Annotated in this window: 18 protein-coding genes and 1 pseudogene; 13 read left to right on the forward strand and 6 right to left on the reverse strand. The window is 67.2% G+C overall.

The window, feature by feature from the left end; all coding sequences use genetic code 11:
• Positions 1 to 2 precede the first annotated feature (2 nt).
• A complete protein-coding gene (gene cysQ, locus ACDP63_RS12435) occupies positions 3 to 800 on the reverse strand; it encodes a 3'(2'),5'-bisphosphate nucleotidase CysQ (RefSeq protein WP_024843581.1) in 798 nt (265 codons plus the stop codon).
• Positions 801 to 941: 141 nt separating this feature from the next.
• Between cysQ and ACDP63_RS12440 the strand changes: the two genes are divergently transcribed.
• From ACDP63_RS12440 to ACDP63_RS12495, 12 genes and pseudogenes are all read left to right on the forward strand, one after another.
• Positions 942 to 1,763 (forward strand): ABC transporter permease, encoded by an 822-nt coding sequence (locus ACDP63_RS12440; RefSeq protein WP_024843580.1) that lies wholly within the window; start codon positions 942 to 944, stop codon positions 1,761 to 1,763.
• 257 nt (positions 1,764 to 2,020) lie between these two features.
• A complete protein-coding gene (dnaK, locus tag ACDP63_RS12445) occupies positions 2,021 to 3,937 on the forward strand; it encodes a molecular chaperone DnaK (protein ID WP_024843579.1) in 1,917 nt (638 codons plus the stop codon).
• An 81-nt stretch (positions 3,938 to 4,018) separates the two neighbouring features.
• Positions 4,019 to 5,173, forward strand: coding sequence for a molecular chaperone DnaJ (gene dnaJ, locus ACDP63_RS12450; protein ID WP_024843578.1), 1,155 nt, complete (start codon positions 4,019 to 4,021; stop codon positions 5,171 to 5,173).
• Positions 5,174 to 5,218: 45 nt separating this feature from the next.
• Positions 5,219 to 6,010 (forward strand): RadC family protein, encoded by a 792-nt coding sequence (gene radC / locus ACDP63_RS12455; RefSeq protein WP_024843577.1) that lies wholly within the window; start codon positions 5,219 to 5,221, stop codon positions 6,008 to 6,010.
• Positions 6,011 to 6,207: 197 nt separating this feature from the next.
• Positions 6,208 to 6,780, forward strand: coding sequence for a ubiquinol-cytochrome c reductase iron-sulfur subunit (gene petA / locus ACDP63_RS12460; protein ID WP_024843576.1), 573 nt, complete (start codon positions 6,208 to 6,210; stop codon positions 6,778 to 6,780).
• Between the two features lie 10 nt (positions 6,781 to 6,790).
• Complete coding sequence (gene petB / locus ACDP63_RS12465; RefSeq protein ID WP_024843575.1) at positions 6,791 to 8,113, forward strand: cytochrome b; 1,323 nt, start codon at positions 6,791 to 6,793, stop codon at positions 8,111 to 8,113.
• Positions 8,114 to 8,725: 612 nt separating this feature from the next.
• Positions 8,726 to 9,439, forward strand: a pseudogene (locus ACDP63_RS12470) (cytochrome c1); the annotation flags it as partial.
• Between the two features lie 140 nt (positions 9,440 to 9,579).
• Positions 9,580 to 10,449, forward strand: a complete 870-nt coding sequence (locus ACDP63_RS12475; protein WP_024843573.1) for a ribokinase — start codon at positions 9,580 to 9,582, stop codon at positions 10,447 to 10,449.
• Between the two features lie 39 nt (positions 10,450 to 10,488).
• Entirely contained in the window at positions 10,489 to 11,292 is an 804-nt protein-coding gene (locus ACDP63_RS12480; protein WP_024843572.1) for a S49 family peptidase, read from the forward strand.
• 103 nt (positions 11,293 to 11,395) lie between these two features.
• A complete protein-coding gene (locus ACDP63_RS12485) occupies positions 11,396 to 12,166 on the forward strand; it encodes an SDR family oxidoreductase (protein ID WP_024843571.1) in 771 nt (256 codons plus the stop codon).
• 301 nt (positions 12,167 to 12,467) lie between these two features.
• Complete coding sequence (uvrC, locus tag ACDP63_RS12490; protein WP_409928098.1) at positions 12,468 to 14,339, forward strand: excinuclease ABC subunit UvrC; 1,872 nt, start codon at positions 12,468 to 12,470, stop codon at positions 14,337 to 14,339.
• Positions 14,340 to 14,351: 12 nt separating this feature from the next.
• The gene (locus ACDP63_RS12495) at positions 14,352 to 14,783 is read left to right on the forward strand and encodes a DUF4440 domain-containing protein (RefSeq protein WP_024843569.1); all 432 of its coding nucleotides are present in this window, start codon (positions 14,352 to 14,354) and stop codon (positions 14,781 to 14,783) included.
• On the opposite strand, the gene ACDP63_RS12500 is transcribed toward ACDP63_RS12495, so the two are convergent.
• From ACDP63_RS12500 to ACDP63_RS12520, 5 genes are all read right to left on the reverse strand, one after another.
• Positions 14,784 to 15,410, reverse strand: coding sequence for an ABC-type transport auxiliary lipoprotein family protein (locus ACDP63_RS12500; RefSeq protein ID WP_024843568.1), 627 nt, complete (start codon positions 15,408 to 15,410; stop codon positions 14,784 to 14,786). It lies immediately after the preceding gene.
• Positions 15,411 to 15,420: 10 nt separating this feature from the next.
• Complete coding sequence (locus ACDP63_RS12505; RefSeq protein ID WP_024843567.1) at positions 15,421 to 16,722, reverse strand: MlaD family protein; 1,302 nt, start codon at positions 16,720 to 16,722, stop codon at positions 15,421 to 15,423.
• Between the two features lie 4 nt (positions 16,723 to 16,726).
• The gene (locus ACDP63_RS12510) at positions 16,727 to 17,503 is read right to left on the reverse strand and encodes an ABC transporter ATP-binding protein (protein ID WP_024843566.1); all 777 of its coding nucleotides are present in this window, start codon (positions 17,501 to 17,503) and stop codon (positions 16,727 to 16,729) included.
• On the reverse strand, positions 17,500 to 18,594 hold the full coding sequence (locus ACDP63_RS12515) for an MlaE family ABC transporter permease (protein WP_024843565.1): 1,095 nt from the start codon (positions 18,592 to 18,594) through the stop codon (positions 17,500 to 17,502). The genes ACDP63_RS12510 and ACDP63_RS12515 overlap by 4 nt, the downstream gene beginning before the upstream one ends.
• Positions 18,595 to 19,001: 407 nt before the next feature.
• Entirely contained in the window at positions 19,002 to 19,919 is a 918-nt protein-coding gene (locus ACDP63_RS12520; RefSeq protein WP_024843564.1) for a LysR family transcriptional regulator, read from the reverse strand.
• Positions 19,920 to 20,009: 90 nt separating this feature from the next.
• Between ACDP63_RS12520 and metF the strand changes: the two genes are divergently transcribed.
• On the forward strand, positions 20,010 to 20,873 hold the full coding sequence (gene metF, locus ACDP63_RS12525; RefSeq protein ID WP_024843563.1) for a methylenetetrahydrofolate reductase [NAD(P)H]: 864 nt from the start codon (positions 20,010 to 20,012) through the stop codon (positions 20,871 to 20,873).

The raw sequence follows: 20,873 nt of genomic DNA on the forward strand, positions 1-20,873 counted from the left end.
GCTCAGTCCTTGACCAGCAGCACGCCGGGGGCGAAGGCGATGAAGAACGGGTTCTCGAAACCGGGCTTGCCGTATTGCAGCGGCGTGTGGTCGTCAAAGCGCACCACCTCGCCGCCCGCGCCGCGCAGCACCGCGTCGCCCGCGGCGGTGTCCCATTCCATCGTCCGGCCCAGGCGCGGGTAAAGATCGGCCTCGCCCGTCGCCACCAGGCAGAATTTCAGCGAGCTGCCCGCCGAGGTCATGTCGCGCACCCCGTAGCGGGCGATATAGTCGTCCGTCGCTGCGTCGCGATGCGATTTCGAGGCGACGACCATCAGCGCCCGGTTGTCGGGCATCGAATTGACGCCGATGGGCACGACCTCGCCCGGTTCCTCGCCGAAGGGGCCCTTTTCCTCGACCGAGCCGCCCTGCGCGGTGGTATAGAACAGCCGCTCCCTGGCCGGGGCATAGACCACGCCCAGCCGCGGCACGCCGTTTTCAACATAGGCGATGTTGACGGTGAAATCGCCGCGGCGCTGCACGAATTCCTTGGTGCCGTCCAGCGGATCGACGATCAGGAAGGTCGACAGGCTCTGGCCATGGGTCGCGGCCTGCTCCTCGGTCACCAGCGGGATATCGGGGAAGGCCGCGCGCAGCCCGGCCGAGATCAGCGCATCGGCGGCCTCGTCGGCCTCGGTCACGGGCGAGGCATCGGATTTGGCCCGCACCTCGAAATCCTCGGCGCCATAGATCTGCATGATCTCGTCGCCCGCCCGCAGGGCAAGACGTCGCATTTCGGCAATCATTCGATCACATTGCATGGTTTTTCCTTTCCGACCCGAGGCCTCGGGGATGCGGCGCCGATTGAATACGGCTGTCGGCCTCCTTATGATGCGGCGGATCGCGCAGGGCAAGCACCCCGCGAGAGCCGCAACCGAAACCGCAACCAGAGCCACCCGCCCATGTTCACCCAGCACCGCAGCCGCAACATGGTCGAGGCTGCGTTCACCACGCTGTCGCTGATCTATCACGTGACGGTCAACAACCTGCGCAAGGGCCAGCGCAACGCCGTGGTCGGGCTGATCATGACGGTCGTGCAGGCCGTCAGCATGATCCTGGGCTTCTATCTGCTTTTTGCCATCATGGGCGTGCGCCACGCGCCGATCCGCGGCGACTACATCGTCTATATCATGTCCGGGATCTTCATGTTCATGGCCCATTCCCAGACCATCGGCGCGGTGGTCCTGGCCGGCAACCCCAGCAACCAGATGATGAAGCACGGGCCGATGAACACCGCGGTGATGATCTCGGCCGCGGCACTCGCCTCGCTCTACAAGCAGACCTTCTCGGCCGTGGTGGTGCTGAGCAGCTATCATTACCTGATCCAGCCGATCCAGATCGACAAGCCGCTGGCCTGCTATGCCATGCTGGTTCTGGCCTGGTTCTCGGGCTGCTGCATCGGGCTGATCTTCCTGGCCTTGCGGCCCTGGTGGCCGCAGGCGGCGCAGGTGCTGACGCAGTTCTACCAGCGCATCAACATGGTGTTTTCCGGCAAGATGTTCGTTGCGAACGTCATGCCCAGCGCCGTGCTGCAGATGTTTTCCTGGAACCCGCTGTTCCACCTGATCGACCAGACCCGCGGCTTTGCCTTCATCAACTACTCGCCGCGCAACTCGTCGCTGGACTACCCGCTCTATGCCACGCTGACGCTGCTGATGATCGGGCTGATGGCCGAATATACCACCCGCAAGGCGGTCTCGATCAGTTGGGCGGCCGGCCGGTGAAGACGGCCCCCGCACCCTGCCCCGCCCGGCACCCTGCCGGCCTGTCCCCGCTGTCGCGGGGGTGCCCCGGACACCGGTTCGGGCAGCATGTTTTCTGCCCTCCGGTCTGCTTGCAGCCCGACAGACCCCTTCCTATATAGGCCCATGAAGTTCGAAGGGTTCCCGAACCAGGCGCCCTTCGGTCAAACCAGGGATCGGGCTTCGGGGGCCGCTTGTGGACCCAAGGCCCAGACTATCGCCGCAAGAAAGGTTATTGCATGTCCAAAGTCATCGGCATCGACCTCGGAACCACCAACAGCTGCGTCGCCATCATGGATGGCAGCCAGCCCAAGGTCATCGAGAATTCGGAAGGCGCGCGCACCACGCCCTCGATCGTCGCCTTCACTGACAGCGAACGTCTGGTCGGCCAGCCGGCGAAGCGTCAGGCGGTTACCAATCCGTCGAATACGATCTTTGCCGTGAAGCGCCTGATCGGCCGCCGCACCACCGACGCGGAAGTCGAAAAGGACAAGAAGCTCGTCCCCTATGCCATCGTCGACGGCGGCAATGGCGACGCCTGGGTCGAGGTGCGCGGCGACAAGTATTCGCCCAGCCAGATCTCTGCCTTCATCCTGCAAAAGATGAAGGAAACCGCCGAATCCTATCTGGGCGAGCCGGTGACGCAGGCCGTCATCACGGTGCCCGCCTATTTCAACGACGCCCAGCGTCAGGCCACCAAGGACGCCGGCAAGATCGCCGGGCTTGAAGTGCTGCGCATCATCAACGAGCCGACCGCGGCCGCGCTGGCTTACGGCCTCGACAAGAAGGACAGCAAGACCATCGCGGTCTATGACCTCGGCGGCGGCACCTTCGACATCACCATCCTGGAAATCGACGACGGCCTGTTCGAGGTGAAATCCACCAACGGGGACACGTTCCTGGGCGGTGAAGACTTCGACATGCGCATCGTCAACTACCTGGCCGACGAGTTCAAGAAAGAGCATGGCGTCGACCTGACCAAGGACAAGATGGCGCTCCAGCGCCTGAAAGAGGCGGCCGAGAAGGCCAAGATCGAGCTGTCGAGCTCCAGCCAGACCGAGATCAACCAGCCGTTCATTTCGATGGACAAGGATTCGGGCACGCCGCTGCACATGGTGATGAAGCTGACCCGCGCCAAGCTGGAAAGCCTGGTCGCCGACCTGATCAAGCGCACCATGAAGCCGGTCCAGGACGCGCTGAAGGATGCCGGCATGTCCAAGGGCGACATCGACGAGATCGTGCTGGTCGGCGGCATGACCCGGATGCCCAAGGTGGTCGAAGAAGTGACCGCCTTCTTCGGCAAGGAACCGCACAAGGGCGTGAACCCGGACGAGGTCGTGGCGCTGGGCGCCGCGATCCAGGCCGGCGTGCTGCAGGGCGACGTCAAGGACGTGGTGCTGCTGGACGTGACGCCGCTGTCGCTGGGCATCGAGACGCTGGGCGGCGTGTTCACCCGGCTGATCGACCGCAACACCACGATCCCGACCAAGAAGTCGCAGATCTTCTCGACCGCCGAGGACAACCAGAACGCCGTGACCATCCGGGTCTTCCAGGGCGAGCGCGAGATGGCCGCGGACAACAAGCTGCTGGGCCAGTTCAACCTGGAAAACATCCCGCCGGCGCCGCGCGGCATGCCGCAGATCGAGGTGACCTTCGACATCGACGCCAACGGCATCGTCTCGGTTTCGGCCAAGGACAAGGGCACCGGCAAGGAGCAGAAGATCACCATCCAGGCCTCGGGCGGGCTGTCGGATGACGAGATCGAGCGGATGGTCAAGGATGCCGAGGCCAATGCCGAGGCCGACAAGCAGCGCAAGGAGCTGGTCGAGGCCAAGAACCAGGCCGAAAGCCTGATCCACACCACCAGAAAGTCGCTGGAAGAGCATGGCGACAAGGTGGACGGCTCGACCGTCGAGGCGATCGAGCTGGCCGTGGGCGCGCTGGAAGAGGCCGTCAAGTCCGAGGATGCCGGCAAGATCAAGGGCGGCATCCAGAACCTGATGGATGCCTCGATGAAGCTGGGCGAGGCCATCTACAAGGCCAGCCAGGCCGAGGCGGGCGCCGGCGAGACCGAGCGCGACGCCGGCCCGCGCGACGTGGATGACGAGATCGTCGATGCCGACTTCGAGGATCTCGGCGAAGACAAGCGCAAGTAAGCGCGATGTGAGCCACCCGGCCGGCCCGATGCAGACCCGCACGGGCCGGTCATTGCTTGAAAGACCCCGGACGCGATGAACATGGCGAAACGTGACTATTACGAGGTGCTGGGCGTTCCTCGGGGCGCCTCGGCCGACGAGATCAAGAAGGCCTACCGCGCCAAGGCAAAGCAGTTGCATCCCGACCGCAACAAGGATTGCAAGGTGTCCGAAGCCGCGTTCAAGGAAGTGAACGAGGCTTACGATTGTCTGAAGGACGACCAGAAAAAGGCCGCCTACGACCGCTTCGGCCATGCCGCCTTCGAGAATGGCGGCGGCGGTTTCGGCCGTGGCAACGGCCATGGCGATTTCGGCTCGGCCTTTGCCGATGTGTTCGAGGATCTGTTCGGCGACATGATGGGCCGCCGCGCCGGGGGCGGCGGACGCTCGCGCGCCAGCCGCGGCCAGGATCTGCGCTATAACCTGCGCGTCTCGCTCGAGGAAGCCTATAACGGCGCGCAAAAGACCATCACCGTGCCCGGCTCGGTCGCCTGCGGCGCCTGCAACGGCACCGGCGCCGAGGGCGCGGTCGAGCCCGCCACCTGCCCTACCTGCTCGGGCATGGGCAAGGTCCGGGCGACGCAGGGTTTCTTCACCGTCGAGCGCACCTGTCCGACCTGCAACGGCCAGGGCCAGATCGTCAAGAATCCCTGCCAGGAATGCCGCGGCGCCGGCCGCGTCCAGAAAGAGCGCACGCTTTCGGTGAACATCCCCGCCGGGGTCGAGACCGGCACCCGCATCCGCCTGGCCGGCGAGGGGGATGCCGGCATGCGCGGCGGTCCGGCAGGCGATCTCTATATCTTCATCGAGGTCAAGGAACACCCGATCTTCATGCGCGATGGCCGGATGCTGGCCTGCCAGGTTCCGGTCAGCATGGCCACCGCCGCCCTGGGCGGCGAGATCGAGGTGCCGACCATCGACGGCGGCCGCTCGCGCGTCAAGGTGCCGCCGGGCACGCAATCGGGCAAGCAGTTGCGGCTGCGCGGCAAGGGCATGCCGCCCCTGCGCCACGGGCCGGGGCTGAACGGCGAAGCCGGCGACATGCTGATCGAACTGGCGGTCGAAACCCCGGTGAACCTGACCGCGCGCCAGAAGGAGCTTTTGCGCGAGTTCGAGGCGATCAATGCCGACAACAACCCGCAGACCCATGGATTTTTCCAGAAGATCAAAGGCTTCTGGGACGAGATGAAAGGGTGATCAGGCGTTAACCGCCCGTTCATCCTTCCGTGCCAGTCTGGCGGCATGGAACCGAATCGCGCCTTTCACGAAGCTCCGCTTCCGCTTTTCGCCCCCGAGCCAGGAACCGCGGGGGACGAAGCGCCGCCCGCCGGGACTGCCATCCCGGCGCGCGGCAACCGCCTGCCCAGCTATATTGCCGATCACCGCGCCCGGCTGCGCGACCGCTTCATGCAGGGCGGCGCGGCCGCGATGCCCGATTACGAGTTGCTGGAACTGGTGCTGTTCCGCGCCATTCCGCGCCAGGACGTGAAGCCGCTGGCGCGCCGGCTGCTGGACCATTTCGGCGATTTCAACCGCGTGCTTTCGGCCCCGCCAGCCCGGCTGGCCGAGGTTGCGGGCGCAGGCCCCGCCGTGGTGCAGGAGTTGAAGATCGTCGAGGCCGCGGCGCAGCGGCTGGCGCGCTCGCGCGTGCTGCACCGCCCGGTGCTGACCAGCTGGGACGCGCTGTTGGACTATTGCCACACCGCCATGGCGCATCGCGAGATCGAACAGTTCCGCGTGCTTTACCTCGACCGCAAGAACGTGCTGATCGCCGATGAGGAACAGGCCCGCGGCACCGTCGATCACGTCCCGGTCTATCCGCGCGAGATCATGCGCCGGGCGCTGGAGCTGACCGCCAGCGCGCTGATCCTGGTCCACAACCACCCCTCGGGCGATCCAACGCCGTCGCAGGCCGACATCTCCATGACGGCGCGCATCACCGCCGCGGCCGAGGTGATGGGAATCGCCGTCCACGATCACCTGATCATCGGCCGCTCGCGCGAACTCAGCTTTCGCAGCGAAGGACTGCTTTAGCGCAGATACCCCCAAACCCGTCGCTTCCCGCGCAACCAAAATCCCACACCTGCGGCGATTTGCGGCGCTGGCGCGCACCGGGGCCGCTGGACTGACGCGGATTTGATCGCTAGAACCGCCCGGCGAGGGCTGTGCGATAAACACGACCCGTTCCGTCGTATCGCCCCGATTCCGGGGCATAAATGGAGATCAGAACCGTGTCCCACGCAGACGAACACGCAGGCGACCACGGCGCCACCCGGAGGGACTTCCTCTACTACGCGACCGCCGGTGCCGGCGCCGTCGCGGCCGGAGCCGCAGCCTGGACCCTTGTCAACCAGATGAACCCCTCGGCCGACGTCCAGGCGCTCGCCTCGATCCAGGTCGATGTCAGCGGCGTCGAGACCGGCACCCAGCTGACGGTGAAATGGCTCGGCAAGCCCGTGTTCATCCGCCGCCGCACCGAGGAAGAGATCGAGGGGGGCCGCGCCGTCCAGCTGAACCAGCTGATCGACCAGAGCGCCCAGAACCCCAACAAGCCCGACGCGCCCGCCACCGACGAAAACCGCACGATGGACGAGGCCGGAGAATGGCTGGTGATGATCGGCGTCTGCACCCACCTGGGCTGCGTGCCGATCGGCGACGGCGCCGGCGATTTCGGCGGCTGGTTCTGCCCCTGCCACGGCTCGCATTACGATCAGGCGGGCCGCATCCGCCGCGGACCGGCACCGGAGAACCTGCATATCCCGGTCGCCGAATTCCTTGACGAAACCACCATCAAACTGGGCTGAGGAGGCGCACATGGCCGGTATTCCCCACGACCATTACGAGCCCAAGACGGGTTTCGAGCGCTGGCTGCATCGCCGCCTGCCCATCGTCAGCCTGGTCTATGACACGCTGATGATCCCCACCCCCAAGAACCTCAACTGGTGGTGGATCTGGGGCATCGTGCTGGCCTTCTGCCTGGTGCTGCAGATCGCCACCGGCATCGTGCTGGTGATGCATTACACCCCGCATGTCGACCTGGCCTTCGCCTCGGTCGAGCATATCATGCGCGACGTGAACGGCGGCTACATGCTGCGCTACCTGCATGCGAACGGCGCCTCGCTGTTCTTCCTCGCCGTCTATATCCACATCTTCCGCGGCCTCTATTACGGCTCCTACAAGGCGCCGCGCGAAGTGACCTGGATCGTCGGCATGCTGATCTATCTGATGATGATGGGCACCGCCTTCATGGGCTACGTGCTGCCCTGGGGCCAGATGTCCTTCTGGGGCGCCACGGTGATCACCGGCCTGTTCGGCGCGATCCCCGGCATCGGCGAGGCGATCCAGACCTGGCTGCTGGGCGGCCCGGCGGTGGACAACCCGACGCTCAACCGCTTCTTCTCGCTGCATTACCTGCTGCCCTTCGTCATCGCGGCGCTGGTGATCGTCCATATCTGGGCCTTCCACACCACCGGCAACAACAACCCGACCGGCGTCGAGGTCCGCCGCACCTCGAAGGAAGAGGCGAAAAAGGACACCCTGCCCTTCTGGCCCTATTTCGTGATCAAGGATCTGTTCGCGCTGGGCGTGGTGCTGGTGGTGTTCTTCGCCATCGTCGGCTTCATGCCCAACTACCTGGGCCACCCCGACAACTATATCGAGGCGAACCCGCTGGTGACGCCGGCGCATATCGTGCCCGAATGGTATTTCCTGCCCTTCTACGCCATCCTGCGCGCCTTCACCGCCGATGTCTGGCTGGTGATGCTGGTCAACTGGCTGTCCTTCGGCATCATCGACGCCAAGTTCTTCGGCGTGATCGCGATGTTCGGCGCCATCCTGGTCATGGCGCTGGTGCCCTGGCTTGACACCTCGCGGGTGCGCTCGGGCCAGTATCGTCCGCTGTTCAAGTGGTGGTTCTGGCTGCTGGCGGTCGATTTCGTGGTCCTGACCTGGGTGGGCGCCATGCCGGCCGAGGGGATCTATCCCTATATCGCGCTGGCCGGGGCGGCCTATTGGTTCGCCTATTTCCTCATCATCCTGCCGCTGCTGGGCATTATCGAGAAGCCCGATCCCATGCCGCAGACGATCGAGGACGATTTCAATGCCCATTACGGGCCCGAAACCCATCCTGCCGAGTAAGGAGAGGCAACAATGACCCTGAGAAACGCATCGCTCACGGCTGTTGCGGCCCTGACGGTTGCCCTGGCAGGCGGCGCCGTGGCGCAGGACGCCAGCACCGCGCCCGGTACGACGGCCCCCGCGGGCTCGAGCTACCAGACCAACGACACGGCCGCCCCGGCGGCCGAAACGGCGCCGGCGGCTGACACCGCCGCGCCCGAGGCCGGAGCCGCAGGAAGAGCCCCCGCGGAAGAATCCGCCGCCGAGGAACCGGCGGCATCGGAGGCTCCAGCCGCCACCGAAGAGCCGGAAGCGGCCATCGAGGCCGAGCCTGCTGCCGAGGAACCGGCCGCAACCGCCGAGGAGGCCCCCGCCGCGGCGGCCGAGGAGCCGGTTGCTGAAGAGCCTGCCGAGGCGGCCGAGGAGGCCCCTGCAGAGGAACCGACTGCCGAAGAACCCGCTGCCGAGGAAACTCCGGCGGAAGAGGCAGAGCCTGCCGCCGAAGAGCCCGCCGCCGAGGAACCGGAAGCGGACGCCGAGGAAGCCGCCGAAGAGGCGGCTGTCGAGGAGGAAGCTGCCGAGGCAGCCCCGGCCGAACACGCCGAGGAGGCCGCCGACAGCCATGCCGTCGCGCATATCGAGGACATCTCGTTCAGCTTCGAGGGCCCCTTCGGCACCTTCGACCAGCACCAGCTGCAGCGCGGTTTGCAGGTCTATACCGAGGTCTGCTCGGCCTGCCACGGCCTGCGCTACGTGCCGCTGCGGACGCTGGCCGACGAAGGCGGCCCGCAGCTGCCCGAGGACCAGGTCCGCGCCTATGCCGCGAATTTCGACATCACCGATGCCGAAACCGGCGAGGATCGGCCGCGTGTTCCCACCGACCACTTCCCGACCGTGACCGGCGACGGCATGGGCCCGGACCTGTCGCTGATGGCCAAGGCGCGCGCCGGCTTCCACGGCCCCTATGGCACCGGCCTTGCGCAGCTGTTCAAGGGCATCGGCGGCCCGGAATACATCCACGCCGTGCTGACCGGCTATGACGGCGAGGAAAAGGAAGAGGCGGGGACGGTGCTTTACCACAACGCCGCCTTTGCGGGGAACTGGATCCAGATGGCGCCGCCGCTCAGCGACGACCAGGTCACCTATGAGGACGGGACCCCGGCGACGGTCGACCAGATGGCGCGCGACGTGGCCGCCTTCCTGATGTGGACCGCCGAGCCGAAGATGATGGACCGCAAGCAGGTCGGCTTCGTCTCGGTACTCTTCCTGATCGTGCTGTCGGCGCTGCTCTACCTGACCAACAAGAAGCTGTGGCAACCGATCAAGCATCCGCGCAAGCCGGAATGATCGCCCGCCCCTGATCCTGGAACGCGCCCCCTCGGGGCGCGTTTTTTCATGGCCGGTCGCGCTTCCCGCCCCGGCCGATATGGACAAGCCGGCCGCGCCTCGTTCAGATGGCCTGGCAGGGCACTGGCGAGGGACGGGACATGGCGATCTATAATCTCGGCTCGATCAATATCGATCATGTCTATTGCCTGCCCGCCCTGCCCCGTCCGGGCGAGACGCGGCACGCGCTATCCTATGCGCAGGGGCTGGGCGGCAAGGGCGCGAACCAGTCGGTCGCCGCCGCCCGCGCCGGGGCCGATGTCATCCACCTGGGCGCCATGGGCACGGGCGACGACTGGGTGCCGCGGCGACTTGCCGCGGCAGGGGTCGGGATCTCGGCCATCACCCGGCTGCCCGGCATTGCCACCGGCCATGCCATCATCATGGTCGATGCGGCGGGCGAGAACTCGATCGTGGTGCATGGCGGCGCCAACATGGCGCTGCCGGCCAACCTGGCCAGCCCGGCCGGCCTGGGGCGCGGCGACATCCTGCTGATGCAGAACGAAACCAACCTGCAAGCCGAAGCCGCCCTGCACGCCCGCCGGGCCGGGGCGCGGGTGATCTATTCCGCCGCCCCCTTCAGCATCGCCGCGCTGCGCGAGGTGCTGCCGCATGTCTCGATCCTGGCGGTGAACCAGATCGAGGCCCGCGACACGTTCGCCGCCTTTGGCGAAGACCTGCCGGTCGAGGGCATGCTGATCACCCGCGGCGCCGAGGGGGCCGAGTTCCGCGACCTCGGCAGCGGGCAGGTCTGGCGCCAGCCGGCCTTTGCGGTGCAGGCGGTGGATACGACCGGCGCCGGGGATTGCTTTACCGGCTGGTTCGCCGCCGGGCTGGCGCGGGGCGAGGACATGCCGACCGCATTGCGCCACGCCGCCGCCGCCGCCGCGCTGCAAGTCACCCGCCAGGGCGCCGGCGACGCCATGCCTGACCGCGCAGAAGTCCTGGCCTTTCTGAAAGCCCGCGGCTGAGAGCTTGCCCGCAGCCCCGCATCTGCCTATCTGGAGCCCATGAGAATACCGTTCCTGAACCGCCCGGCCACCGTCGCCGTCCTGCGCCTGCAAGGCGCCATCGGGGTTGCCGGCCGCGGCGGCCCCGGCCTGTCCGATGCCGCCCTGGCGCCGCTGCTGGAGCGCGCCTTCAAGCGCCGCAAGCCCGCCGCCGTGGCCTTGGCGCTGAACTCGCCCGGCGGCTCGCCGGTGCAGTCCAGCCTGATCGGCGCCCGCATCCGCCGCCTTGCCGAGGAGCGCGAGATCCCGGTCCATGCCTTCGTCGAGGACGTGGCGGCCTCGGGCGGCTATTGGCTGGCGACGGCGGCGGACTACATCTGGGCCGACGACAGCTCGGTGCTCGGCTCGATCGGGGTGATCTCCTCGGGCTTCGGTTTTGCCGAGTTGATCCAGCGCCACGGCATCGAGCGCCGCGTGCATACCGCCGGCCGTTCCAAGTCGATGCTGGATCCCTTCCGCCCCGAAACGCCCGAGGATGTCGCGCGGCTGAACCGCCTGCTGGGCCCGATCCACGACGCCTTCAAGCAGCAGGTGCGCGCCCGCCGCGGCAGCCGCCTGCCCGAGGACAGCGACCTGTTCACCGGCGAGATCTGGACCGGCCGCGAGGCGGTGGAACTGGGCCTTGCCGACGGCATCGCCCATCTGGTGCCCAAGATGCGCGAGCTTTACGGCAAGGAGGTGCGCTTCCTGACCTATGGCCAGCGCGTGCCGCTGCTGCGCCGCTTCGGCCTTTCCGCCGATGACCTGATCGACGGGATCGAGGAGCGCGCCGCCTTCGCGCGCTTCGGGGCGGGACGCGGATGATCAAGACCGTCATCCTGTGCCTGCTCATCATCATCGCGCTGGCCTTGGCCGCCGGTCCGGCGGTGCGCCGCGTGATCGCGCGGCTGCTGGGGATCGGGCGGAAATGACCGCGCTGGTGACCGGAGGCGCCCGCCGGCTGGGGCGGGCCATCACCCTGTACCTGGCCCGGCGCGGGCTGGACGTGGCGATCCATTACCAAAGTTCGGCCGCCGAGGCCGAGGCCACCGCCGCCGAGGCCCGCGCCCTGGGCGTGCGCGCCGAGATCTTCGCGGCGGACCTGCTGGACCTGGACCAGAGCGAGGCGCTGGTGGACCGCGCCCAGGCCGCGCTGGGACCGCTGGCGCTGCTGGTGAACAATGCCTCGATCTTCGAATATGACAACATCGCCACGGCGACGCGCGACAGCTGGGACCGGCACATCGGATCGAACCTGCGCGCGCCTTTCGTGCTGACCCAGGCCTTTGCCCGGCAGGCCCCCAGGGCGGATCGCAGCGGGACCGAGCCGGTGGCGCGCGCGCTGGTGGTCAACATGATCGACCAGCGCGTGCTGAAGCCGACGCCCGAATTCATGACCTATTCGCTGGCCAAGGCCGGGCTGTGGTGGCTGACCCGGACCTCGGCCCAGGCGCTGGCGCCCGAGATCCGCGTCAACGCCATCGGCCCCGGCCCGACCATGCAGGGCACCCGCCAATCCGACAGCCATTTCGCCAACCAGCGCGCCGCGACCATCCTGCAACGCGGCGCCGGGCCCGAGGATGTCTGCGCCGCGCTGGGTTACCTGATGGATGCGCCATCGGTCACCGGACAGCTGATCTGCGTGGACGGCGGCCAGCACCTTGCCTGGCGCACCCCCGACGTCCTGGGCGTCGAGTAAGGCGGAAAATCGCTCGTCTGCGGCAAGTTGTCCACTTTGCGGAAGGCATTCACGCAATCTTCACGATTCTGGTAAGAATTTCAGTCTATTGCACAGGAGAGAAAAAATAGTGATATTAATCATTGGCTTACAATACTGCCTAGAATTTGTGCAAAGTGACGAAACCCCAAGAAACGCTAATTGAACATGTGATACTCCCAAGCTGACTCACAGAGTTATCCACAGATTCCGTGGACAGGATTCAGCTTGAACTTTCCTGCCCGAACTTGCAGCCGAGGCCGAGAATCATTTCGTTAGCAGCATGACCGATTCCACCCCAGAAACGCGCCCTGCCAAGACCGGCCATGCGCTGATCCAGGACTATCTGCGCACGCTCGACGGCTCGCCGGGGGTCTATCGCATGCTGGATGCGCAAGGGGCGGTGCTTTACGTCGGCAAGGCCCGGAACCTGCGGGCCAGGGTCGCGAACTATGCGCGCGGCACCGGGCATTCGGCGCGGATCGCGCGGATGATCCGCGAGACCTGCTCGATGATGTTCCTGACCACGCGCACCGAGACCGAGGCGCTGCTCTTGGAGCAGAACCTGATCAAGCAGCTCAAGCCGCGCTACAACGTGCTCTTGCGCGACGACAAGAGCTTTCCCAACATCCTGGTCGCCAAGTCGCACCCCTTCGCGCAGATCAAGAAGCACCGCGGCGCCAAGGCGGAAAAGGGCGACTATTACGGCCCCTTCGCCAGCGCCGGGGCGGTGAACCGGACGCTGAACCAGCTGCAGCGGGTGTTTTTGCTGCGGTCCTGCACCGACGCCACCTTCTCCAGCCGGACCCGGCCCTGCCTGCTTTACCAGATCAAACGCTGCAGCGCGCCCTGCGTCGGGCGGATCGGGCTGGAGGAATACAATGCCCTGGTCGCCGATGCCGAACTGTTTTTGCAGGGCAAGACCACCCGCATCCAGGCCGACCTGGCGCGCGAGATGGCCGAGGCCGCGGAAGCGATGGAATACGAACGCGCCGCCGCGCTGCGCGACCGCATCAAGGCGCTGACCGCCGTGCAATCGGTGCAGGCCATCAACCCGCGCGGCGTGCCCGAGGCCGACGTGATCGCGCTGCACATGGAGGGCGGGCAAGCCTGCGTGCAGGTCTTCTTCATCCGCGGCAACCAGAGCTGGGGCAACCGCGACTTCTATCCGCGGCTGAACGGGGTGGAATCGGCCGACGAGGTGATGCAGGCTTTCCTGGCACAATTCTACGACGGCAAGGTGCCGCCGCGGCTGATCCTCTTGTCGCATGGCATCGAAGACCCGGACCTGATGACCGATGCGCTGTCGGAAAAGGCCGGGCGCAAGGTCACGCTGGGCGTGCCCCGGCGCGGCGAAAAGGCCGAGCTGGTGGAAAACGCCCTGCGCAATGCCCGCGAAAGCCTGGCGCGGCGCATGTCGGAAAGCGCCGCGCAGCAGCGGCTGCTGGAGGGGCTGGCCGAGGCCCTGGACCTGCCCGCGGTGCCGCAGCGGATCGAGGTCTATGACAACAGCCATATCCAGGGCACCAATGCCGTCGGCGGCATGGTCGTCGCCGGCCCCGAGGGCTGGATCAAGAGCCAGTATCGCAAGTTCAACATCAAGGGCACCGAGATCACCCCGGGCGACGATCTCGGCATGATGAAGGAGGTGCTGACCCGCCGCTTCTCGCGCCTGCTGAAAGAGGATCCGGATCGCCAGACCGACACCTGGCCGGACCTGTTGCTGATCGACGGCGGCGCCGGGCAGGTCTCGGCCGTGCATGAGATCATGGCCGAGATGGGGGTCGAGGACATTCCCATGGTCGGCGTCGCCAAGGGCGAGGACCGCGACCACGGCAAGGAAGAATTCCACCGCTACGGCCAGCGGCCCTTCGCCCTGCGGATGAACGACCCGGTGCTGTATTTCGTCCAGCGCCTGCGGGACGAGGCGCATCGCTGGGCCATCGGCACCCATCGCGCCAAGCGGGCCAAGGCCACGATGGCCAATCCGCTGGACGAGATCCCCGGCATCGGCGCCGCCCGCAAGCGCGCGCTGCTCCAGCATTTCGGCAGCGCCAAGGCGGTCAGCCGCGCCGGTCTGGCCGACCTGGTCGCGGTCGAGGGCATCAGCGAATCCATGGCGCAGAAGATCGTCGACCATTTCCACAAGGGCTGACCGGAGGAAGCCATGGAGGACAGCATCCGCGCCTTCTTCGCCCGCTACGAGCGGCTGTTCGCGCAGGCGCTGGCCGGCGAGGCGGATATGGAGGAGCTTGCCGCTCTTTACGCGCCGGAGTTCATCGCCGCATCTCCGGCGGGGGTGAAGGCGGGCCGGAACGACGACCAGCTAAGGCAGGCGATGGCGCAGGGTTATGCGCATTACCGCACCATCGGCACCAAGGCGATGACGATCCGCGCGATCCGGCTTTCGCCGATGGACGCGCTGCATTGCCTGGCCCATGTCGGCTGGCGGGCCGTCTATGACCGGGGCAAGGCGCCCGATGTGACCATCGACTTCGAGGTGCATTACCTGGTGCAGATCCTCGACGGGACGCCCAGGGTCTTTGGCTGGGTGACGGGCGACGAAGAGGCGCTGCTGAAGCAGCGCGGCATCCTCTGATCAGCGGCAGCGCGCCGGGTTCACCCCCACCGCGTTGAGGCCCCAATCGGTCATCTGCGCGACAAGCTGCTGGCCGGCCGCGTCGAAGGCCGGGATCAGGTCGGCGGTCTTCGTCGTCGCCGCCTGGGCCGTGGCGGTGAAATGCCCGCGCGAGACGACGCGGGCGTCCATCTCGCGCACCATCTGCGCATCGACCGTCAGCTTGATGATGGCGCCCTGTCCCGCGACCTCGGCGTTGAAATCGTTGATCTCGGAGATCAGCGCATAGTCGCCCGCCGCGCCCAGCGGCGCGCGGCCGACATGGGTGAAGGCGTCATAGACGGCAAAGCCCCGCACCAGCAGGGTTTGCAGCGTCACCGGCACCGTGTCGCCCCAGCGCGCATCGGGCAGGTATTGCGTCTGCAACTGGTTCGGCCGGATCATGATGCGGTCGGTGTCCAGCGTGCCGCGCGCCTTGGGCGGCTCGATCACCAGCTCGGCCAGCCGGCCGCGGCCGCAGCTCCGCGGCACGTCCGAAGGCGGGCGCAGTTCGAACACGTCGCGGTCGGGCTCGCCCTCCAGCGCGCGCAAGGCGGCGCAGCCCGGCAGGGTCAGGGTCAGGACAAGCAAGGCGGCGGCAAGACGCATGGCGGACCTCTCAGCGGCGGAATTCGGGCGCGCGCGGCCCCGAGAAGATTTGCGAGGGGTTGCGCCGCAACGCCGAGACCAGCTCGTTCACATTGCCCACCAGCCCGCGCAGATCGCTGGCCATGCGGGTGAATTGCGGCAGCCCCTCGCGGGTGAAAGCCTGCACCGGGGCGCGGGCGCTGTCCAGCATCCCGCGCAGGCTGGCAAAGGCGGTCTCGGCGCTGTCGGCGGCATTGCGCAGCCGCTCGGTGATCTCGGGCAGGTCGGCGACCACGCGGTCGATGGCCTCGTTCGCCTTGCCCAGCGTCACGCGTAGATCGGCCACCACCGGCTCGACATTGCTGTTGATGACCCGGTCGGCGCCGTCGAAGGCGCGCTCGGCCGAGGCCAGCGTGCGGCTGCCGACCTCCAGCGCCGCGTCCAGGCTGTCGAGGCTTTGCTCGGCGCGCCCGGCCAGCCGGGCCAGGTCGGATTGCAGCATAGCGGCGGTCTGGTCCAGCCGCTGCGTCAGCGCCTTCAGGTCGTCCGCGACATAGGCGCGCATCTCGTCCAGCGTGGCGGTGCCCGAATCCAGCGCCGCGTCGACCTTGGCCGCGCTTTCACTGAACTTGGCCAGCGCCGTGTCGGCATTGCCCAGCGTCGTCTCGGCCGCGGCGCCGAGCCCGTCCAGCCGCTCGCCGAAGCCCGAAATGTCGGATGCGGCCGAGGCGATGGATTCGGTGGCCGTGGTTACATCGGCCAGCGCCTTGTCCAGGTTGGCGCTGGAGCGTTCGACATTGTCCAGGATGTTGCGCACCCGGTCCTGGTTCTCGTCGCCCAGAAGCTGCGTCAGCTGCTCGGCCACGGTGTTCAGCCGCGAGATCATCTCGGGGCCCTGGTCCGACAGGGTTTGCAGCGCCGAGCGGTTGGCGGTGATCACCGGGATCGAATCGGGGTCCACGTCGCGCAGCAGCGGCGAATCGGGCTGGCCCGAGGTGATCGCCACGCTGGCGACGCCGGTGACGCCCTGGATCTCGATGGCGGCGCGGGAATCGATGCGCACCGGCGTGTCCTCGGCCACCTCGACCCGGACCCGGACCGCGCCGTTCACGCTTTGCGACAGCTGCATGTCCACCACCTTGCCGACGGAAAGCCCGGCGAAAAGCACCTCCGAGGATATACCCAGGCCCGAGACTTCCGGGAAATAGATGTCGTAATAGGCGAATTGCCGGTCCAGCTGCAGCTTGGCGAACCACATCAGGAACAGCAGCATCCCCAGGAAGCCGGCGATGGTGAAGGCTCCGATCAGGACGTAATTGGCCTTGGTCTCCATCGCTTCACTCCTTTGCGCGGCCGGTGGCCATGGCGGCGCGGGCACGGGGCCCGTGGAAATATTCATGCACCCAAGGGTGATCGACCCGAAGCATCTCGGCCATGGTGCCGCTGACCAGCACCTTGTTTTCCGCCAGCACCGCGATGCGGTCGCAACAGGCATGCAGCGTATCCAGGTCATGCGTGACCAGGAACACCGACAGGTCCAGCGCATCGCGCAGCTCGACGATCAACCGGTCGAAGGCATCGGCGCCGATCGGGTCCAGCCCCGCCGTGGGTTCGTCCAGGAACAGGATCTCGGGGTCCAGCGCCAGCGCGCGCGCCAGCCCCGCGCGTTTCCTCATGCCGCCCGACAGGTCCGAAGGGTATTTGTCATTGGCGCTCCACGGCAGCCCGGCCATCGAGACCTTGAGTTCGGCCAGCCCCTGCCGTGCCTCGGGCGACAGGTCCGGCACGGCGCGCAGCGGCACCTCGACATTCTCGCGCACGGTCAGCGAGGAAAACAGCGCGCCGCCCTGGAACATCACGCCCCAGCGCCGCTCTAGCGCCTCGCGCGCGGGGCCGCTCAGCGCCGCCACGTCCTCGCCAAAGACCCGCACCGTGCCGGCGGTCGGCCGGTTCAGCCCGACGATGGTGCGCAAGAGCACCGATTTCCCGGTGCCCGAGCCGCCGACCACGCCCAGGATCTCGCCCCGCCGCAGGTCGAGGTCCAGCCCGTCATGCACGACATGGCGGCCGAACTGGGTGCGCAGGCCCCGGACCTCGATGATATTGCCGCTCACAGCCCCACCTCGGAGAAGAAGATCGAGAACAGCGCATCGGCGACGATCACCGCGAAGATGGCGTTGACCACGGCGCGCGAGGTCTCGGCCCCCAGCGATTCCGCGTCCTTGCCGACCTTCATCCCGGCATGGCAGCCGATGACGCCGATGATCAGCGCAAAGACCGGCGCCTTGGACAGGCCGACGATGACATGGTCGACGCTGGTATCCGCCAGCAGACGATAGCGGAACATCGAGGGCGAGATGCCCAGCTCGATCCAAGACATCAGCGCGCCGCCGACCAGCCCGGCGATATTGGCGATCAGTCCCAGGATGGGCAGGGTGATGATCAGCGCCAGCACGCGCGGCAGGATCAGCACCATGTCGGGGTCCAGCCCCAGCGTGCGCATGGCGTCGATTTCCTCGTTCATCTTCATCGAGCCGATCGAGGCGGTCAGCGCCGAGGCAGTGCGGCCGGCGACGATGATCGCGGTCAGCAGGATGCCCAGCTCGCGCAGGATGGAAATGGCGATCAGGTCGATGACAAAGACCTCGGCCCCGAACTGGCGCAGCTGGACGGCACCCTGGAAGGCCAGCACGATGCCGATCAGAAAGGACATCAGCGCCACGATGGGCACGGCGCGCAAGCCCGTCTCCTGGCAGTGATAGACCAGCGAGGTCAGGCGGAAATCGCCCGGATGCCGGATGCCGCGCGCCAGGGCGGCCAGGAAGCGGCCCAGGTATTCGGCGATCTCGCGCAGGAACAGCAGCGCCGCGGCCATGCGCCGCCCGGTCTGTTCCAGCACCCGCCGCCAGCCGGCCAGGCCGGCGGTTTCGGCATCGGGCCGGGGCAGCGCCTGGCGCACGGTGTCCAGCAGCCGGGCCTGCGCCCCGCTCAGCCCGTCCAGCTGCGCGCCCTGGCGTTCGCGCCCGACCAGGTACCAGGCGGCGGCGGTGTCGATGCGCGTCAGCCCCGACAGATCCAGCCGGTCTGCCGCGCCGGCCTCGGGCGGCAGTTGGCCCAGCGTCCAGACCGTGAACTCGCCCGCCAGCCGCAATGCGCCGCCTGAAACCGCGGCGCTGAACTTGGGATCTGCGGAAAGGCTGGCCATGGCGGTCCCGTTCGCAAAGGGTAAGTGGGATTCATCCAGCGATTGCGCGGGTTTGTCAAATCCGCCGGGCGGTTCCGGCCCAGGGCTGTGGCCGATCCGCCCCGGCCCAGGCGGTGCGCCCGGCCCAGGGCGAAAATTCAACCAAGGCCTTCCAATTGCATGGATTGACCGAAATACCCGCACTGGTTCAGTTGGCGCATCCCGTTTTCTCCGCATGGGCGGCAGAGCCGTGCCGGCGGGCCGGGATGAAACGCGCTGCGGCCCCTCTGGTCCAAGGGACGTGGCCGGCCCAGTAAATCGCTTGCGGCCTGGCCCGCGACCCCTGCGGCCAAGGCCAAGCCGGAAAGGCGCCTCGGGATCCGGCTGAACGGGTGCCATTTTGACCATGATCGGGGGCGCGACCGCCCCTAGCCTTGCGCCAGGGCGCGCATCATCCTGACCGGCTCGGTCCGGGCCAGGCGCAGCACATGCGCCATATAGGGCTGTTGCAGATCCTCGGTCCGCAGCGCGGCGTAAAGCCGGCGCAGCGTGCCCTGGCGGCCCAGGGGCAGCAGCGCCAGTTCGGGATTGCCGGCCTGGGCGCGCAGCACCCAATCGGGCATCACCGCCACGCCGCGTCCCGATGCGATCAGCATCAGCGCAATGGCGGGCTGCTCGACCTGGCGGACATGGGCCGGCTCGACCCCGGCCGGGTCCAGGAATTGCGAGAAAACGTCCAGCCGCGCCCGCTCCATCGGATAGGTGATCAGCGTCTCGCCCGCCAGGTCGGCCGGCTCGGCATAGCCCTTGGCGGCAAGCGGATGGCCGGCGGCCACGACCATGGTCGGCGCATAGTCGAAGAGCGGCTGGAAGGTGATGCCGGAAATCTCCTCGGGATCGGAGGAGATCACCATGTCCACCTGCCCCCGCTGCAAGGCCGGCAGCGCCTTCAGCGCCAGGCTGGAGCGGATGTCCAGGTCGACCTCGGGCCAGGCGCGGCGGAACTGGTCCAGCACCGGCAAGAGCCAGTCGAAGCAGTGATGGCATTCCATGGCCACATGCAGCCGCCCGGCGCGGCCCAGTTCGACGGCGCGGAACTCGGCCTCGGCCGCGTCGATCAGCGGCAAGACCTGCTCGGCCGTGCGCAAAAGCCGCATTCCCGCTGCCGACAGTCGCAAGGGCTTGGTCTTGCGCAGGAAAAGCTCGACCCCGGCCTGTTCCTCCAGCGCCTTGATCTGATGCGACAGTGCCGATTGCGTCAGGTTCAGCACCTCGGCCGCACGGGCCAGGCCGCCCTGTTCATGGATGGCGCGCAGGCTGCGCAAATGGCGAAGTTCAAGGTGCATCTTGACTGGAACTCATGACGATCTTGAGGATTATGAATTTGTCTCACGTCGCGACGCGTGTCACAAGGCCTGCGACAAAAGGATGGCATCATGACGACACCCGCGATCAGCTTCGAGTTCTTTCCGCCCCGGAACCTGGACCAGTCCTTCCGGCTGTGGGAGACGGCGCGGGCGCTGGCGCCCCTGGGGCCGGATTTCGTCTCGGTCACCTATGGCGCGGGCGGCACCACCCGGCAGCTGACGCATGAGGCGGTGACGGCGCTGGCCAGCCATTACGGGCTGAACGTCGCCGCGCACCTGACCTGCGTCGATGCCACGCGCGAGGAGACGCTGCAAATCGTCCAGGATTACGCCGCCGCCGGCGTGCATGAGATCGTGGCGCTGCGCGGCGATGCGCCGCAGGGACAGGACCGCTTCACCCCGCATCCCGAGGGTTTCGCCAATTCGGTCGAACTGATCGAGGCCATCGCGGCGCGCGGCGACATGACCATCCGCTGCGGCGCCTATCCCGAGCCGCATCCCGAAAGCCCCGACACCGCCGCCGACGTGGCCTGGCTCAAGCGCAAGGTCGATGCCGGCGCGACTTCGGCGATGACGCAGTTCTTCTTTGACGCCGAGACCTATTTCCGCTTTCGCGACGCCTGCCAGGCGGCGGGGATCGCGGCACCGATCATTCCCGGCATCCTGCCGATCCAAAGCTGGGCCGGCACCCGCCGCTTTGCCGAACGCTGCGGCACCTCGGTCCCGCAATGGGCCGAGGACGCCTTCGCCGCCGCCGGCAAGGAGGGCGAGGCGCAGCTGGCGCTGGAGACCTGCGTCAAGCTGTGCGAGCGGCTGGTCGAAGGCGGCGTGGACAGGCTGCATTTCTACACGCTGAACAAGCCCGATCTGGTGCTGAAGGTCTGCGCCGCGCTGGGGATCGAGCCCAAGGGCGAATTTTCGCGCGTGGCCTGA

The organism is Paracoccus sp. P2 (assembly GCF_046335115.1).
GTDB lineage: Bacteria > Pseudomonadota > Alphaproteobacteria > Rhodobacterales > Rhodobacteraceae > Paracoccus > Paracoccus pantotrophus.